General features: G+C 44.5%; 14 protein-coding genes. 5 read left to right on the forward strand and 9 right to left on the reverse strand.

Features of this window, described 5'->3' with window-relative positions; all coding sequences use genetic code 11:
• Window positions 1-40 precede the first annotated feature (40 nt).
• A complete protein-coding gene (locus tag FA047_RS18160; protein ID WP_136837520.1) occupies window positions 41-1,087 on the forward strand; it encodes a DNA topoisomerase IB in 1,047 nt (348 codons plus the stop codon).
• Window positions 1,088-1,117: 30 nt separating this feature from the next.
• Here the strand turns inward: FA047_RS18160 and FA047_RS18165 are convergent, their stop codons facing one another.
• Window positions 1,118-1,330 (reverse strand): hypothetical protein, encoded by a 213-nt coding sequence (locus tag FA047_RS18165; protein WP_136837521.1) that lies wholly within the window; start codon window positions 1,328-1,330, stop codon window positions 1,118-1,120.
• A gap of 77 nt (window positions 1,331-1,407) precedes the next feature.
• Window positions 1,408-2,682 carry an exo-beta-N-acetylmuramidase NamZ family protein gene (locus FA047_RS18170; protein ID WP_136837522.1) on the reverse strand — a complete coding sequence of 425 codons (1,275 nt, stop codon included), beginning with the start codon at window positions 2,680-2,682 and terminating at the stop codon, window positions 1,408-1,410.
• 81 nt (window positions 2,683-2,763) lie between these two features.
• On the opposite strand from FA047_RS18170, the gene FA047_RS18175 reads away from it, so the two are divergent.
• Entirely contained in the window at window positions 2,764-3,984 is a 1,221-nt protein-coding gene (locus FA047_RS18175) for an ABC transporter permease (protein WP_136837523.1), read from the forward strand.
• On the opposite strand, the gene FA047_RS18180 is transcribed toward FA047_RS18175, so the two are convergent.
• From FA047_RS18180 to FA047_RS18190, 3 genes are all read right to left on the reverse strand, one after another.
• Window positions 3,985-6,393 carry an alpha/beta hydrolase family protein gene (locus FA047_RS18180; protein ID WP_136837524.1) on the reverse strand — a complete coding sequence of 803 codons (2,409 nt, stop codon included), beginning with the start codon at window positions 6,391-6,393 and terminating at the stop codon, window positions 3,985-3,987.
• Between the two features lie 122 nt (window positions 6,394-6,515).
• On the reverse strand, window positions 6,516-8,678 hold the full coding sequence (locus FA047_RS18185) for a GH92 family glycosyl hydrolase (RefSeq protein ID WP_136837525.1): 2,163 nt from the start codon (window positions 8,676-8,678) through the stop codon (window positions 6,516-6,518).
• A 97-nt stretch (window positions 8,679-8,775) separates the two neighbouring features.
• The gene (locus FA047_RS18190; protein WP_136837526.1) at window positions 8,776-9,726 is read right to left on the reverse strand and encodes a hypothetical protein; all 951 of its coding nucleotides are present in this window, start codon (window positions 9,724-9,726) and stop codon (window positions 8,776-8,778) included.
• A 336-nt stretch (window positions 9,727-10,062) separates the two neighbouring features.
• Here FA047_RS18190 and FA047_RS18195 point away from each other — a divergent pair, with 336 nt between their 5' ends.
• Together FA047_RS18195 and FA047_RS18200 are read left to right on the forward strand one after the other, a co-directional pair.
• The gene (locus tag FA047_RS18195; protein WP_136837527.1) at window positions 10,063-10,728 is read left to right on the forward strand and encodes a DUF6266 family protein; all 666 of its coding nucleotides are present in this window, start codon (window positions 10,063-10,065) and stop codon (window positions 10,726-10,728) included.
• Between the two features lie 55 nt (window positions 10,729-10,783).
• Window positions 10,784-12,334 carry a L,D-transpeptidase family protein gene (locus FA047_RS18200; protein WP_225872783.1) on the forward strand — a complete coding sequence of 517 codons (1,551 nt, stop codon included), beginning with the start codon at window positions 10,784-10,786 and terminating at the stop codon, window positions 12,332-12,334.
• 20 nt (window positions 12,335-12,354) lie between these two features.
• On the opposite strand, the gene FA047_RS18205 is transcribed toward FA047_RS18200, so the two are convergent.
• Window positions 12,355-13,107, reverse strand: a complete 753-nt coding sequence (locus FA047_RS18205; RefSeq protein WP_225872784.1) for a murein L,D-transpeptidase catalytic domain family protein — start codon at window positions 13,105-13,107, stop codon at window positions 12,355-12,357.
• Window positions 13,108-13,399: 292 nt separating this feature from the next.
• On the opposite strand from FA047_RS18205, the gene FA047_RS18210 reads away from it, so the two are divergent.
• Window positions 13,400-14,692 carry a DEAD/DEAH box helicase gene (locus FA047_RS18210; RefSeq protein ID WP_136837528.1) on the forward strand — a complete coding sequence of 431 codons (1,293 nt, stop codon included), beginning with the start codon at window positions 13,400-13,402 and terminating at the stop codon, window positions 14,690-14,692.
• Between the two features lie 12 nt (window positions 14,693-14,704).
• On the opposite strand, the gene mazG is transcribed toward FA047_RS18210, so the two are convergent.
• From mazG to FA047_RS18225, 3 genes are read right to left on the reverse strand one after another with little or no spacing between them, the layout of a single operon-like run.
• Entirely contained in the window at window positions 14,705-15,511 is an 807-nt protein-coding gene (gene mazG, locus FA047_RS18215) for a nucleoside triphosphate pyrophosphohydrolase (RefSeq protein ID WP_136837529.1), read from the reverse strand.
• 4 nt (window positions 15,512-15,515) lie between these two features.
• A complete protein-coding gene (locus FA047_RS18220; RefSeq protein WP_136837530.1) occupies window positions 15,516-15,815 on the reverse strand; it encodes a hypothetical protein in 300 nt (99 codons plus the stop codon).
• A 6-nt stretch (window positions 15,816-15,821) separates the two neighbouring features.
• On the reverse strand, window positions 15,822-16,934 hold the full coding sequence (locus FA047_RS18225; RefSeq protein ID WP_136837531.1) for an AI-2E family transporter: 1,113 nt from the start codon (window positions 16,932-16,934) through the stop codon (window positions 15,822-15,824).
• Window positions 16,935-16,940: the final 6 nt, after the last annotated feature.

Below are 16,940 nucleotides of genomic sequence, written 5' to 3' on the forward strand. Positions count from 1 at the left end.
AAAATAACTAAAAATTAAACGCATTTTTCAGCATATCCTTATGGTACAAACCTTAGAAGAGATCAAATCCAGTGGCTTGTCCTATGTAACAGATAGCCAGCCAGGGATATACAGGAACGGAAAGCCTGGAAAGTTTTATTACACAGATAAAGATGGAAAGCGCACCGATGATGAGGCCCAGCTTAGCCGCATCAAGTCGCTTGTCCTGCCGCCGGCCTGGCAAAAAGTCTGGATCGCACCAAAGAAAAACGCATACCTGCAGGCTACAGGCATTGATGCCGCGGGAAGAAAGCAGTATCGTTATCATCCGGAGTGGACTTCCCGGCGGTCGGACAGTAAGTATTTCAGACTCTTGGAATTTGGAAAGGTGCTTCCGAAAGCCAGGAAGCGCATCGCAAAAGACCTGAGAAGAAAAGAATTCGACGAGCAGAAAGTACTCGCCATTTCCATGCAGGTCATGCTCAAAACGCTGATCCGTGTAGGCAATGATGCCTATAAAGAATTATATGGCAGCTATGGACTGACCACCTTGACAAATAAGCACGTTAAGATTGAGGGCAATAAACTTAAGCTCACTTTTAAGGGTAAAAAGGGTGTGCAGCAGAATGTGCAGCTCAACGACAAGACGCTGGCTAAGCTGATTAGACAATGTAAAGAAATACCGGGACAGGATCTCTTTCAATATTATACTGAAGGTAACGAACACCGACCAATAGACTCGGGGCGGATCAATAATTACATCAGGGAGATTACCGGTAGCGATTTTACTGCAAAGGATTTTCGCACCTGGGGAGGTACGCTTGAGGCTTTGAGACAACTGGCCATTTGCTGCAGTAATGATGATCAGGAGAAACCCAAAAAGAAGGTCATTGTAGAAGTGCTGGACTGTGTGGCAGGGAAGTTGGGCAATACACGTGCGGTTTGTAAAAGCTCATATGTATATCCGCTGTTGCTGGAAGCTTTTGAAAATGATCAGTTGGCAAAATACCTTAAAAAGGTCAATAAAGACCATAGTGAGAGCATCAAAGCTGTGGAGAATGATGAGAAAGTGTTAATGCAATTTCTGAGAGCCGCACAGAAGAAGTAATTGTTCGATAGTTTTAAATAAAAAAAGCGCCTAATCTTTAGGCGCTTTTTTTATTGGATGTACTGGCTGTTCACTTTGCTCCCTTTGCTTTGCCGGGTTTTTGAAGTGTGCCTCTTCTCCTTTATAATCTTCATCTTCTGCCTTTTTTACGGCTTTATCTCCGGCAGGAACCTTATCTTTCGGGATTTCTTCCCTATAGTTACTGCTCGGCTTTTCGTTTTTCTTTTTTGGTTCGCTGTTCATAAGTATGGTGTTTACCTCAATGTTCGTACACGGTCGAAAGATCTCTCCTGTCGTCGAGATGACGATCCTTGCCTCATTTAAGGATACAACAAATACTTCTTACGCATTGTTTTATACTTGCTCAATCCCGGTTCCCAGCTCGCCCTGATTTCTTTCTCCGATTTACCTGCAATGATCTGTTTTCTGAAATCAGCTACACCAATCAGCCTTTCTATTACCCCCATCTGGTTGCTCAGGTTAGAATTAAAAAAGTCTGCCTTATTCGGCGAATTTTTATAAAGCTCAATCATCCAGCTCAAATTAAGCTGCTTTGTTCTCCGGAATATCGACGTGTCATAATTGCGCAGGTCCAGTCCATGACACACCTTATTCATAAAAATAGGGGTTTCAGACATGCCCTTTATACTTACCGGGGTAAAAGAAAAACTGTATTTGCCCTTCAGTGCCGGTGCACCTACTATCGTAAACGGAAACTGTGTGCCCCGGCCATAGTTCAGGTAAGTCCCCTCAAAAAGGCACATGCTTGGGTACAATAAAATCGACTGTGGAGTATTCAGGTTTGGTGAGGGGTTCACCGGAAGTTCATATGGTGTATCATGGGTGTAATTCGCCACTTTGATGATCTTAATCTTACATTGTAGCTTATTGTCCAGCCAGTTCTCACCATTCAGCATTTGGGCATACTCGCCAACTGTAAGTCCGTGCACTGCAGGAATCGGTTTCAGACCTATGCCCGATTTGAACTGCGGGTCCAATATCGGGCCGTCTATGTAAAAACCATTCGGATTTGGCCTGTCCAGTATCAGGACTTCCTTTTTGTGCTCGGCACAGGCTTCCATCACATGTTGCAATGTATTGATATAGGTATAGAAACGTACGCCCACATCTTGTATGTCAAAAACAACAACATCAACATCCGCCAGGTCTGCTGCAGTCGGCTTGGAATGTTTTCCGTATAACGAAACCGCCTTAATTCCGGTTTTCACATCAATTTCATCGTTTACATGCACACCGTTGCTGGCATTGCCCCTAAAACCATGTTCAGGACCAAAGATCTTTACAATTTTAACACCCAGGGTCAGTAAGCTGTCTACCGTAGTTTCTTTTCCAATGATTGAGGTCGGGTTTACCACCATTCCCACACGTTTCCCTTTCAGATAAGGAACGTACAATTCTGTTTGCTCTGCACCGGTACGCAACTTTTCGTTGACAGGTTTGTCGAAGTTCTCCGCTTTTACCTGATCTGGTTTAGGTACGCCCGGATTAAAAACTACTTTGCCGGTTGAACCACAGGCCTGTAATGAAAAGGAGAGCAGTGCTGCATTTAAAATATGTATAAGTGATGAAGTCATTGGTGAACCTTTTTTTATTAATATACGTTTAAATCAAAATCAATTGAGCATTTTTGCTAAGTTACAATTTATTGCAAGAGGTTGAATACAGAATATTTCATAGCAGGACGGATAGCCGTTAAATCTGAACGTACATTTTCAAAGCTGATCGTTCGCATAGCAATCGCGGGCGTTATGCTCAGCCTGGCTGTGATGATGCTTTCTGTGGCAATTATCAAGGGTTTTAAAAGCGAGATCCAGGAAAAGGTAAGGGGATATATCGGAGATGTGAGGATCTTTAAATTCGACCTGAACAATTCCTTTGAACTCTCTCCGTTTACCCCCGCTGCCGAAACCATCAACGACCTCAAGAAGAATCCGGATGTCGAATACTTTCAGCCTTATGCCACCAAGCCCGCCATCATATCTGTCAATGATGAGGTGGAGGGGATCGTTTATAAAGGAATTGACAAGACCTTCAACTGGGATTACATCCGCAAGCACCTTGTCAGCGGCAATGTGATCAACTTTACCGATAGCGCAGCGGCGATGAAGCAGATCATGATCTCTCAGTTTACCGCCGACCGCCTCAAACTGAAAACCGGAGATAGTTTCATCATGCACTTTGTACAGGACCCCCCGCGGCCGCGTAAATTTACCATAGCAGGTATTTACAGCATCGGTGTGGAGGAAATAGACAAAGGATTCGTCATTGGCGATATCAATGTGATCCGGAGGCTAAACAACTGGAAGCCAAATGAAATTGGCGGACTCGAGATCAGGGTTAAAGACTTTTCTAAACTGCAGCAGGTATCCAGAACCATCTATGAAGGACTGGAAATGAAGCTCAAATCAGAATCTGTACAGGAGTATTTTCCGGCAATTTTCACCTGGCTTTCTTTGCTTGATGTCAACACCAAAGTATTGCTGATCCTGATGATGGTAGTAGGTGTCATCAATATGATTACCGCCTTGCTGATCATGATACTGGAACGCACCAATATGATCGGGATGCTGAAAGCCTTCGGGATGACGGACTACGGTGTCATGAAGATCTTCCTTTACAATGCGCTTTACCTTGTCGGCATCGGACTCATACTCGGCAACATACTTGGACTAGGCTTAGCCTTTCTGCAACAGACCACTCATATCTTTAAGCTCGATCAGACTTCTTATTATCTGTCTTACGTGCCCCTGGAAGTCCATTTTATTGATGTGCTGCTGCTCAACATAGCGACAGTGGTCATCTGCTTAATCGTGCTGATCCTGCCTTCTCTGTTGGTCAGCAAGATCAGCCCGTTAAAAGCAATCAGGTTCAAATAACTATTTCGCGTTTTTCACGTATTTATCCAGCCAGGTATTCATTTCCCATAGCATGTGCAGTATGTTTTCCTTGCCGGCATAGCTATGTGATTCATAGGGCAGGAACACAAAGCGAGTTGTTCCTCCAAATCCCTTAATGGCGGCAAATAATCGCTCGCTGTTGATCGGATAAGTGCCAGGATTGTTGTCCGAATCACCGTGTATCAAAAGCAGTGGGGTTTTTATTTTGTTGGCATAGCTGAATGGACTCATTTCATAATACAACTGGGGCGCATCCCAGTACGTACGTTCTTCATTCTGGAAACCGAAAGGAGTCAGGGTTCTGTTGTATGCACCACTGCGGGCAATTCCGGCTTTAAATAGCCCGGTATGGGCCAGTAAGTTGGCAGTCATGAAAGCTCCATAGCTGTGTCCGCCCACAGCCATGCGGTTCTTGTCGCCTACACCCATTTCAGAAAGTTTATTGATAGCGGCCTCTGCATTGAGTTTCAGCTGGTCTACAAAAGTGTCATTTGGTTTTTTGTCTGCAGCCGCCACAATCGGCATCTCCGCATTGTCCAGCACGGCATAGCCCTGAGTTACCCAATAAATCGGCGAAGCCCAGCTGATGGTCGTGAAGCGGTCTTTAGAACCCCTGATCTGTGCCGCATCTGAAGCCGAGTTAAACTCACGTGGGTAAGCCCATAGTAAAACAGGTAGTGGCCCGTCTTTAGCTTTATCATATCCCTTTGGCAGGTAAAGATCGCCCGTCAGGTCTACGCCGTCCGCACGTTTATAAGATATTTTTTCTTTAGATACGCCCGTCAGCAATGGATAAGGGTTGGTAAAACTGGTGATCGGTTGATCTGCAATCCTCAGCATGAGGTTCTTGATGTAATAATTAGGCACATCTTTTTGTGATTCTTTCCTGGTTAGCAATACCAGTTTATTGGCATCCAATACATCAGATACTACTTCATAAGTACCTTCGGCACTGCGCCAGAGGATATCATTCTTTTTGGTATTCAGGTCAAACTTCGCCAGGAAAGGCAAGTCGCCTTTCGCAGAAGAACCGGCAGTATTGTTCATCAATAGTTTAGTTCCATTTTCCAGTACCTGGATCACCTGTCTGCCGTATTTGTTTTTTGTCGTCACAGGCGATCCCGGGTCGTTGTAAGCATCCGTCTGGTTCCGCTCGATCAATGTCTCCAACGCACCGGTCGAAGGGTTATAGCGGTTAATTCTTACCGTTTGTTTGCTGCGCAGGCCTTCCTGAACCAGGGCAAGTGTTGCATCGCCCCAGGAAATGCCCCTGAAACGTGTTTGCGTTTTAAACAATTCTTTCGGCTGACCGGTAAAAGGAGCACTTAGCGCGTAAACGGCATCATGGTAATCCACCTGTTTTTTGATGAGTCCGCTGTCCAAAGGCTCTGCCCAGGTAATGGTTGCAGGTTCATCATCACGCCAGTCGTATCCGCGCGCTACATTTTGCGTATTATCATATCCCGAAGGAGTACCTTCTGAAGAAGGCAATTTGATGATTTCCTTAACCAGTTTTCCATTCAGATCGGTAATCGAAATGGTAGAAGGGAAGCCTCCCGCTGCTACCAGGTAGGAGAAAGGTTTTCTGATGGTTCTGAGCATCAAGTAATTTTTATCCGGAGAAGTACTTACCCCTGCATAAATGGCTGGTTTTCCTATCGGTATTTCCACCCCGCCGGTATTTTTTACCAGTTGTGAAGTCGCGTAAAACTCAAACAGCTGCTCGTCGTAAGGTGATTTAATCAGATCCTGGTAAGTCACACTAGGCGCTGCCTTACCCAGGTTCTGCTGAACGGTTGGACCTTTTGGCATCAAAGGCTTGGGAGGTGCCAAGCTTGCCGGTTTTGTTGCGATCCTATACAATAAAGTGGCATTGTTCAGCCAACTGATTCCGCCGCCTAAGACCACATTTAAAGCGCCTTTATTAATCTTTACAGCTTTTTGTGTAGCCACATCGATGGTATACAGATCCACACCTTTTTGCGTGGTGTTTGTAAAAGAGATCTTTTTCTCATCCGGACTCCAGCTGATGTTGCCCGCATACAGCGGAGAAGGCACGCCGGTTACCACAGTAGTTTTTCCCGATTTGATGTTCTTTATACTGAAACTGTTGACGAACACCTGTCTGCTCGGAGAATAATTATTAGGGTTGATGCGCAATCCGGCTATACGGTATTCCGGCATCGCCAGTTCTTCTACAGAAGCGTAGGAATTGCGGTTGCTGAGCAACATCCATTCTGCTTTTCCGTCAATGCTCACACCAGGAGTAGGTTTGGCCAGCAACAGATCTGCCATCGCCTGCGGCGGTATCTGGTAATCGACAGCATCCTGGGCATAAACCCCTATAGATCCTGTAAACAGGAATAGATTAAGTATCAGTTTTTTCATATCAGTCCATATTTTGATGATACAATATTAAGGATAGTTAGGTTTAGATAGAGGCATGGTGTCTGAAAAGTTACGTTGCATGCTATGCGCGTCATCTCGACGAAAGGAGCATTATCAAACCTTTACTGCGCCGTAGCGATCTCCAGCAAGCCCCCATCCCTAAACAAATCATGAGGCACAAAATAGCCTTTAACCACCTTGCCGTTCATTTTAATGCCTGTAATCCTTCGGCCTTTGCTGGGTTTTTTAATCGTAAGCAGCTTACCAGTACTGGTCGTCCATTTGATCTCATCAAATAAAGGTGCCGTTACAAGGTATTCCGGATCAGTAGCAGAAAAAGTATATAGGCCAAGTGCGCTCAATACATACCAGGCCGACATTTCACCTGCGTCATCCATTCCGGCAAGTGTGAGCCCATCCTTCATCCCATACAGGTTGTTCAGTATATGATCCAATATCTTCTGCGTTTTTTCCGGCTTTCCAATCAGGGTATAAGCAAAAGGGGCCTCATGATCCGGCTGGTTGCCATGGCAATACTGACCAATAAACGTTTCCACGTTCCGTGCAATGTATTTAGGGTTCCATGGGATGGTAAACAGGGAATCCAGCTTTGCTTCAAATTTATCCGCTCCGCCATAGAGCTCAATCAGTCCGGGCATGTCATGCGGCGCAAAGAAAGACACCTGCCACGCATTGGCTTCCCTGTACATGTACTCATAGTAAGGGTATTGAGGATTGAAATTTTTAACCCAGCTGCCATTTTCCAGCCGTCCTCTCATGAACCTGGTTGAAGGATCGAACATATTTTTATAGTTCTTGGACCTCGCCATCAGGATCCGGTAATTGGCAGTATCACCCAGTTTCTTCGCAAGCTGCGCTACCGAATAATCATCGTAAGCATATTCCAGCGTTTTAGAAACACCAGCCCTCGCTTTCGTTTCCACATGAGGCCTCTCCACATCAGGGTCCGAAATATAACCCTTGGCCAGGTACTCCTCAAGAAAAGGGCGTGCCCGTCCGGGTACATTAGCGTTTTTCAGGAGCAACTGGTAAGTAGCCTGAACATCAAATCCATCAATTCCCCTGAGGTATGCCCCTGTGATAGACGATGCTCCATGGTCTCCGTGGAAGAACGTAGGAATAGCCCCTGTTTTATCCCCCACATCTTTCATGGATTTAATCACATCAAGAGCAACTTTAGGACTCATCAACCCCAACAATACATCCTTATTTCGATAAGTATCCCACAAAGAGGGCTCTGTATAATAATTAAAATCAGCTTTTGAAGTATTTCTTTTTGCATCCCTGTACTGCCCGTTTACGTCACTGCGCAGTGCAGGCCAAAGCAGCGAACGGTAAAGAGAGGAGTAAAGCATGGTTTTTTGCTTTTCATTTCCTCCTTTTAGCTGTACGGTTGAAAGGATGTCCTCCCATGTGTGATTTGCCTTATTTCTAATCTCTTTAAACGATTTAGCACCGATTTCCTTAGTAAGATTCTCCTTGGCATTATCAGCACTTACAAAAGACAGACCTATCTTCAATTCAACAGGGCTGGTGCTTCCATTGGCAAGATGCAGGATGGCGTAACCATCTTTTTGTCCTGGATTTTTTTGCTCAATACTGTCGATCTCCGTGTTCAGGATCACATAGAAATGTATGTTCTCTCCTCCCTGAAAACCCTTCAATGTATTTTTGTCGATCTGCTCAATATTCCATCTTGATACCCCACTCAGGGCTTTGGACAGGTCGAACAGAATCTGTCTGTTCTTGTTGTTTTTATATTCATACCTGTGATACCCCGCCCTTAAGGTAGATGTCAGGCTCACGTTAATCTGGTAATCATCAAGATATACCTGGTAAAATCCAGGGGCTGAACTTTCGTTTTTATGAGAAAAATGAGAGCCGAACTTAGCGCCGGGATTGGACATCGGCAGAATCGGAACATTGCCTAGGTTCCAGTGCCCCTTATTGGTATGGGTAAAACTCACAATCCTGTCATCTTCATATTCATATCCAGCGCCGGCAGGCTGATATTTAGTCATTGGACTCAGCTGTACCATAGCATTGGGCAGTGAGCTGCCAGGAAAGGTAAGTCCCGACCAGGCACGCCAGCCTTTAGGTAGTTCATAGCCCAGGATCTTAGGGTCGGTAAGCCCTGAAGTGCCGACAAATGTGTTGACATAGCGGGCATTGCCTTTTACTTGCTGCGCCTGACCCTGCTGGCTTACCGTGGTAAGGGTAAGAAGAAGGGCAGAGCTTAAAATAGTCTTAAATTGGTTTGTCATTGGTTAATTAAATTGTGTGTACCCAAATATATAAAATTCGGCCAAGTAAGCGCCAATCTCTTTTGGATATACACATTTGTTACTTTTTGTCGTCGGATTATTCCGAGCAAACCAGCAGGTTGGATTGTCCCAGTCGCTGACAGCCCCTGCTGACTGGTACAGCTACATCTCCAACCGGAAGGAACTTAATTGTGCCTGCAGATTTGGGTACATAAATGACAACTTCGGTTTTGGAATAAGAGTGAGGCAGGTATTTGATGTAATAACCATCTGGATGCAGTCCCCATACTCCGCTTGGAAAATCAGGATCGGCAGGTGCTATACCACCAAGCATAGCCAGACTTTCTATCTGATCATAAGATGCATTGGCCTGGTACATCAGTCCCCTGATTTTGTTTTCTATTTCGATTATGGTTTTTGCCGGTTCAGGCAGGTTGCTGGTCAGTTTGGTCATCGCTTCAGCAGAAAGGTAATCTACAATGGTGCTACCCAATGCTGAAATGTCATTCTTATTTAAAAGCACACCTGCAGTGAGTTGCAGATCGGCCGACAATTTGCTGAAGTTGGTTTTTGCAACAATGGCCCACAGCAGCAGCTGTACTTTTCGCTGCTCAATTTCAGGATGCTGCTCCCAATTGGCGATAAGGGTTCTGGCGATCTTTTCTTTTGGTCCGGTAAGCGGAGCAAACAAATATCCGTTTCCTTTATCCGGTCCGTGTGTACCCGCCTGTAAGCAAAAACTTTTAAAAGTTCCGGTATAGAAGCCGGGTTTTAAATTGAAACCTTCTGTTGCTGAATAGCTGGACTTAAGGTCACATAATTTCTTTTTTACAGAATCGGCGCCAAACGAAGGAGGCATGAGCTCTGTTTTGTTGCAGTCGTCAAAGTTGGTCGTAATCGGTTGATTTTGCAGTAATTTTAACTGTTTGCTATTTAACAACGAAGAAGCACCATTGTTAAGGGCGTCTTTTAGTTTGCCAAATTGCGCATAGGATGCAGTTGCCATGGCAAACAAAAGTAACAGCGCGGGAATGATTGTTTTTTTCATAGTTGGTCATTAGATGGGGTCTTCAAATTTAATAGTTTTTAACACATTTATTTTTTTAAAGTCTCATTAAAATTACTCCACTTCGGAGTTAGATTTTTCCGCGCGCGCGAGATAAAGCAGCGCTAAGGGCCCGCTTATGCCTGACTTTGGTTTGTTACGGGTTTGCAGCGGATTTGTTACGGGTTTGGAGCGGGTTTGGTACGGCTAAAACCCGTATCAAACCCGTTTAGCACCCGTACCAAATCCGTTAAAAATCAGCCTGAAACATTGTCGGAGTCCAAACAGATCACTATCTTTGTATGTATGCTGTTATACAGCTTTTTAACCAAATATAACATGGCAAGAATGAAGAACGGACCCTTCGGGCCTATAATAGGCAAGATTGGCAATAAAATAGCTTATATACGACTAGGGGAGCCTATTATTAAAATGGCTCCGCATAAATCTAATAAACCCCGGACACCGGCTCAGATAGCTGCCAGCGACAGGATGCGGGTGGTGATGGAACTCATTAGTCCTCTGAACTCTTTCACCAATGTCGGATTCAAGCTGGCTGCAAGGGGCACCAACAAAACGGCACAAAACAAGGCGGTATCTTACCAGCTTAACAATGCCCTACAGGGAGTATATCCTGATCTAAGTGTTGATTATTCCAAAGTGCGGCTCGCAGAGGGAAAACTAAATCCTCCGGCGGATACCACTGTGACCTATGCGGATGGAAAACTGACGTTTACCTGGGACAAGGATGCGGATGATACGTATAATAACTATCGCCTGCATGTGATGATGGTAGCTTATTTGCCGGATACAAAGACAGAGTATTGCTGCATTATGGGAGCCAGAAAGCTTGCAGGAGAAGATTTTCTTCCGTTTGTACCTGCTGATGGTACGAAGCCTTACGCCATGGTCAAGGAAACCTGTGCGGAGACTTATCTTGCGTTTATTTCTAATGACGGAGAGGCTATTTCCAACACAGTTTACACCGGCCGTGTAGTGTTTTAATCAGATTTTCCGCTGAAGGGTCAAACAAAATACACCTGATTTTTATTAGGTGTGTATGAATTTGAACACGTCAGCTACAATAAAGGGTTATACTACAGCGAAATTGCTGTGCCTGGGAATGGTTTTACTGGTAATTGGTCTGCAGGCCTGCCGGAAAAGCCGCTCTGAAATCGGAAAGGAACTTTTTAAGGAAACCCGCAACAGCGTGTTCAAAAAAATTGAGAATGATGCCTTTGCCGAGGTATTCAAACAGGTACTCCAGGAGCAGCGTTCTTCGCTGAAAAATCCTAAACTGATCAGTGCTTTCTATGAAAAGAATGAATATGAGCCTGCTTTGCTGCTAAAATATCTTCCTGAAGATCAGATGAAGGTATTTTCTGAATACCTGAACCAATCGGCTGAACATGGCCTGGATTCTAAACTTTTCCAGGCCGCGGAGGTGGATAGCCTGCTCAAAAAAATATATGACAAGAAAGCGATCAAAACGGTTGAAGAGGCCAGCAGGTATGTAGCTTTATTGGAATTGCGTACGGCCAATTCCCTGATCAATTACAGCAATGCATTGCAGTATGGACTGATCAGCCCGAGGCGCATCTACGCCCAGTATTATACGGAAACTGCACGTCCCGATAGCACTTCTATGAATGGCGTTTTGGCAACAAAAGGCTTGAAAGTGTATCTGGACAGTATACAGCCCAAAGGTGCCTCTTATGTTGCACTGCAAAAGGCACTAAAAGAAGGGATAACCACTCCGGGTATGAGTAAGGAACAGACGCAGCGTGTGCTGCAGGTGAATCTGGAACGTCTGCGCTGGAAAAACAGGAAGGAAGCCGGTAAAATGGTCGTGGTAAACATCCCGGACTTTCATCTGGATGTAATAGAAGGGGGTAAATCTGTGCTCGGTATGAAGGTCTGCGTTGGAGAGGCAAGGGAAGCCAATGTGAATGAGTTGCGGGAATATGATGAGAGCGACCTGAAAAAGGACCGCCCGTTTTCTAGAGAAACCCCGCAGTTGGGCAGCGTGATCCATAGTGTTCAGGTAAATCCAATATGGAACATTCCGCAAAGTATTGCCACCAATGAAATCTCTAAATACGCGGCGGCAGATCGTTATTACCTCGCAAACAATAATATTGATGTGTATAAAGACGGGGAACTGGTGCAGGATACTGAATTGATCGACTGGACTGCAGCCGACGCAGGTAAGGTCTATAAGTTTAAGCAAAGGCCGGGAGACGATAATTCGCTCGGAAAGATCAAGTTCCTTTTTGACAACCAAAGTTCGGTATACCTCCACGATACGCCGGCCAAAGCAGCGTTTAATCAGTCTATGCGGGCTGTGAGCCATGGCTGCGTAAGGGTAGAAAAGCCCCTTGAGCTGGCGCGCGCACTGTTTGGAGAAGGCAGTAAGTTTGAGTTCATCAAGAAACAAATGGAGAATAAAGACAATCCTGAAGCCAAGGATCTGGCTTTACCTAAGAAAGTTCCGGTGTACCTGACGTATTACACCTGCTGGACAGATGCCAATGGTACCCTGCAATTCAGAAAGGATATTTATGGTCAGGATGTGGTGCTGTATTCTTACCTGCAAAAAATGGGGGCTTAAAAGCCCCCATGGTCGTGTGGTTATATGTCTAATGCGCTTGCTGCGACCTCTTCATTAAGGTATTTAGAGGTATAATGTTCTCCGCTTGAATTGATGAACAGCACAGTTTTTCCTGCTATAGTATTGATGACTTTATCTGTCAGTTCCGGGGCAACTGCCGGGCATCCGTGACTGCGGCCGAGTCTGCCCAGTGCATTTATTGTGCCCTGACTTACATAAGGAGCGCCATGCACGACGATGTCACGCATGCGGGCATTGTTGTTGTAGCCCTCGTCCATGCCGTCCAGACGCAAAGACTTGCCATGTTGTCCTCTGTAAATTTCAGCAGTTACATAGAAGCCCAGACTGCTTTGATGGGAATCGTTGGTGTTAGAGAATTTTACTGCTTTATCCGCACCAGTACGCTCTCCGTGAGCTACCCACGTATTGAGAAGCAGGTTCTTTTTGTCGAGGTCTACGATCCACATTCTTTTTTGGCTACTGCCTAGATCAAAGTCCGCAATGGTGATGATCGACTTCTCGGAAGATACTTTACCCAAATTTTTCAGGTTATAAAAGCCGGTAACCGCTTTTTCAAATACGTTTAAACGGAGTCCGCTGGCAGCCAGATGTGCGCTGTCGTAGATGTCTTTCAGGTAATTACTGAAGATGGAGTCTGTAGAGACTTGAAGTAACTGAGGATGCTGTTTCTCTGTAGAAGCAGTCCAGCTGAGGATGGTAACTACCAGGCTCATTGTGGCGGCGAATGTAATACCTAAAATGTATTTTCTCATAGTGGGATGATTAAATTTACGCTTCTTTTCTATTTAAGCTATACTAGTACAGTCTATCCAAATTTTAATATTGTTTAAGTGTTTGTGGTTTCCCTTATACAAATATACGTAAGCTATTTCCGTAAAATACCTCTATTTTAAGGTATTACGTTCAGATGACTTTTCTGTAATGAGTTTGTTACGCGTAACAAGAGGTTTTACCTGCCTCAATTTTTGATGTTTATTTATGGCAGATCATGAATGCTAACTCAGTTTTAATTAAGTTTGTAAATTATATTTTAACAGAAGAAAAGTGTCGTTAGATAAATTAAAACTCAGCAAGCCACTGGTATCCGCTATGAATGATGCCGGATATATTTCAGCAAAGGAAATTCAGGCTAAAACCATGTCAAGGATCATTGGTGGTCAGGATATCATTGCAGTAGGTCCGGAGGGTAGCGGTAAGACCACCAATTATGTGCTCGGAGTTTTGATGAAGTTAAAATACAGCACAGATGAGGCGCCTAAGGTGCTGATCCTGGTGCCTGATGCAGAACGCGTAGAGGCTGTTATTGACCAGTTTAAAATGCTGAGTGGTAATAGAAGTCTTCGGATCATAGGGCTTTATGGAACAGGAGGGATGGATGAAGTGATTCAGGACCTGCTGGACGGGATAGATATTGTGGTAGCAACGCCAACGAGAGCGCGTGCTGTCTATCTGAAACTCGGACTGAACCTGAACAGGTTGCAGATCCTGATCGTTGATGACGCAGAAGTGATCGTGAAGCAGGGAATGCAACTCCCGGTATGTGAACTTGCAAGAAGTGCCGGTAAAGTACAACACCTGATTTTTACTACAGTAGTACACGATAAGCTGAGCCATATGATCGATCAGTTTATGAACTTTCCTGTAACCATTGAGGTAGAAGAGCTGGGCGAAAGTCAGGCCATAACCCATGAATTGTTGTTATACCAGGTTCCTAATTTCAAAAGTAAGATCAGCCTGCTGAATTCTTTGCTGCGTGATGATGAAGTGTTCGAAAAGGTTGTGGTATTTGTAAACAGTCGCCTGACTGCACAAAAGCTTGGAAAGAGCCTCGTTTCCTATAAACCTGGTGAAGTGTCCGTATTGAATCCCTTGTTTTTTGATGAAGAGGGGTTTGACCATATAGAAGATTTTAAAGATACTCCTGAAGCAAGAGTGCTGATTGTGGCAAATGAAGGATTGACTTCACCATTGGATATCTCTGGTGTGCCGTTTATTTTTCACTTCGAAATACCTGAAAAGAAAGAAGTATTCCTGAGCCGCGTGGTAAAATCCGGAGATGAAGAAGTGGTGGCGATCACTTTCGCGACAGATATGGAGCTGGTTGATCTCCGTAAAATTGAGCAGTCATTAGGATTTAAGATTCCTGTAATGGACCTGCCTGAAGATGTGGTGGTTGATAAGCCTGCTAAGGCCCCAAAAATTAAAACAGTTAAAGAAGATGTTACTGCACCAAAAGGCGGCGGTGCATTCCACGATAAAAAAGAGAGCAACGCGAAAACTCATAATTATGGCATTGGGCAGAAAGCCAAAATGACCATGAAGAAAAAGCACGGGTAACTCTCCTGTGCTTTACAATTGTTTGGCTTCATTCCAGTACACATCCATTTCGGCCAGGGTCATGTCCTGAAGGGCTTTGCCGTTTTCCCTGGCTTTCCCTTCGAGATACTGAAAGCGCTTGATGAATTTCTTATTGGTTTTCTCTAAAGCATTCTCTGGATTGATGTTGATGAAACGGGCATAGTTGATCAGAGAGAAGAGCAGGTCTCCAAATTCGCCTTCGGCTTTCTCAATGTCTATGTTGGCGGTATCTGTTACGTTGAATTCGTCTTTGAACTCCTGAAGTTCTTCCTCAACTTTTTCCCACACCTGGGTTTTATCCTCCCAGTCGAACCCAACTCCACGTGCCTTTTCCTGTATGCGGCTAGCCTTTACAAGCGAAGGTAAGCCTGCAGGAACTCCCGCAAGCACAGATTTGTTACCTTCTTTCAGCTTGAGCTTTTCCCAGTTGCGCTTTACATCATTTTCGTCCTGTACCTCTACATCGCCGTAAATATGCGGATGTCTGCTGATGAGCTTATCGCATACGCTGTTTAGTACGTCGACTATCGTGAAATCGTTGGTCTCAGATGCAATCCGTGCGTAAAAGACAAGGTGCATCATCACATCACCCAGTTCTTTTTTAACCTCTTCCAGGTCTCCTTCCAGTATGGCATCTGACAGTTCGTAGGTTTCTTCTATGGTCAGGTGACGCAGGCTCTCCATGGTTTGTTTTTTGTCCCATGGACATTCGGTACGTAAGGTATCTAAAACAGTGAGTAATCTTAGAAAGGCTGAAAAGGGATCTGCGGCGGTAAAGGGGGGTATATTGTGGGGCATCGAGTTATTGTTTTACGAAGTTAAAGGTAATCATCATTGTGGTTAAAAAAAGAACAATCAATCCTGAAAGAAAGATAAAGTCGGCCACTTTTTCAAGCTTCTCGTTGGAGCCTGATGTTTTTCTCATGGATACAAATGACAGGATACAGCTCGTCATAAAAAGAAGGATAGCCAGTGCAGTGGTTTCATCTATTAATGTGCTGTCTGCCATTTTAGATACCTTAATGGAAGTGAGCACAACAAAGCACAATCCCAATAGGTTAGCTGAAGTGTTCAGGATGTGTGGAGACTTGTCGTTTGTCATGTTGAGTTATTCCTGTTCCTCTAATTTGATGTTTTTTGTGATGCGGTATACCCTGCGCTTCTTATTTGGTTTTTCCTCGCCTCCGAGCAAAATTCCCCATGGTTTTAACTGATCCACGCGGTCAAAAATGATTTTTAGCATTGCCAGATAAGGGATGCACAAAAACATTCCTGAGATGCCCCAGATCATTTCGCCTACAACGATGCCTATGAATGCGAATAAAGCATTGATCTTTACTTTGGAGCCAACTACCAGGGGCATTAAAACATTTCCATCGACGGCATGTACGGCAACGAAGGCAACGATTACCAGTAACATTTTGGCTGCTCCTGCTGTCGCAAATGTGATCAATACACTGATCAGCAATGCTGTAAAGATGCCGATATAGGGAATGATGTTGAACATTCCGGCGATGAGGCCCAGCAACATGGCATATTTTACATTTAATGCCCATAGTACAAAGACCATCAGCAGCGTAACGATCAACATCTGTATAAATAGGCCGGTGATGTATTTTTTGATGATATACTGAATGCGCTGTACGATTTCGCTTACCTTCTGGGTATGTTTTTCTTCGAAAACTGAGGTTAGAAAGGTAAATAATACCCTTCTGTAGTTTAATATGAAGAAAGTGAACAGCAAGAGGAAGGACAGAAACAGCAGGGTAGAGGAGACGGTCATCAAAGTCACACCCAGTACTGTTGCACTTGTGGCCAGTGCACTTGCGGCACTCTCTTTTAAATAGTCTATTTGTTTATGTGCGTTTACATTGAAGGTGTTTGAAATCCAGTTTTGCACATCATGGAAGGAAGTTTCCGCCTGCTTTTTCAGCAAAGGCCAGTCTTCCCACAGGTCGCTGAGCTGATTGGCCAGAAAGTACATGACACCGCTGATGAAAGCGATCATCAATACGACTGAAACAATCGATGCCATACTTCGTTTGAAACGCCATTTGCGCTCCAGAAAATTGGCCAGAGGCAGGAGCAGCAGGGCCAGTAAAAAGGAAGTAAGCAAGGGAGCTAAGATGGTTTGCCCTAAAATGGCAAGGTATCCGAGGCAGATGATTGCAAACAGCACCATTGCAAGTTTGGTGTAAAAAGGAAGGGAAATGTTTTTCATCAGGTA

The organism is Pedobacter frigoris (assembly GCF_005116445.1).
GTDB lineage: Bacteria > Bacteroidota > Bacteroidia > Sphingobacteriales > Sphingobacteriaceae > Pedobacter > Pedobacter frigoris.